Annotated in this window: 1 rRNA gene; it reads left to right on the top strand. The window is 53.5% G+C overall.

Annotation, left to right across the window (positions count from 1 at the left end):
* A 16S ribosomal RNA gene (locus tag HMPREF2877_RS03735) occupies positions 1 to 654 on the top strand; the annotation flags it as partial.

Below are 654 nucleotides of genomic sequence, written 5' to 3'. Positions count from 1 at the left end.
TGCTCCACTACAAGATGGACCTGCGTTGTATTAGCTAGTAGGTGAGGTAACGGCTCACCTAGGCGACGATACATAGCCGACCTGAGAGGGTGATCGGCCACACTGGGACTGAGACACGGCCCAGACTCCTACGGGAGGCAGCAGTAGGGAATCTTCGGCAATGGGGGCAACCCTGACCGAGCAACGCCGCGTGAGTGAAGAAGGTTTTCGGATCGTAAAGCTCTGTTGTAAGTCAAGAACGAGTGTGAGAGTGGAAAGTTCACACTGTGACGGTAGCTTACCAGAAAGGGACGGCTAACTACGTGCCAGCAGCCGCGGTAATACGTAGGTCCCGAGCGTTGTCCGGATTTATTGGGCGTAAAGCGAGCGCAGGCGGTTTGATAAGTCTGAAGTTAAAGGCTGTGGCTCAACCATAGTTCGCTTTGGAAACTGTCAAACTTGAGTGCAGAAGGGGAGAGTGGAATTCCATGTGTAGCGGTGAAATGCGTAGATATATGGAGGAACACCGGTGGCGAAAGCGGCTCTCTGGTCTGTAACTGACGCTGAGGCTCGAAAGCGTGGGGAGCGAACAGGATTAGATACCCTGGTAGTCCACGCCGTAAACGATGAGTGCTAGGTGTTGGATCCTTTCCGGGATTCAGTGCCGTAGCTAAC

Source organism: Streptococcus sp. HMSC072D03 (assembly GCF_001812855.1).
Taxonomy (GTDB): domain Bacteria; phylum Bacillota; class Bacilli; order Lactobacillales; family Streptococcaceae; genus Streptococcus; species Streptococcus salivarius_D.
Note: the sequence above shows the minus strand (reverse complement) of the source record. Positions and strands in the feature narration are given on the sequence as shown.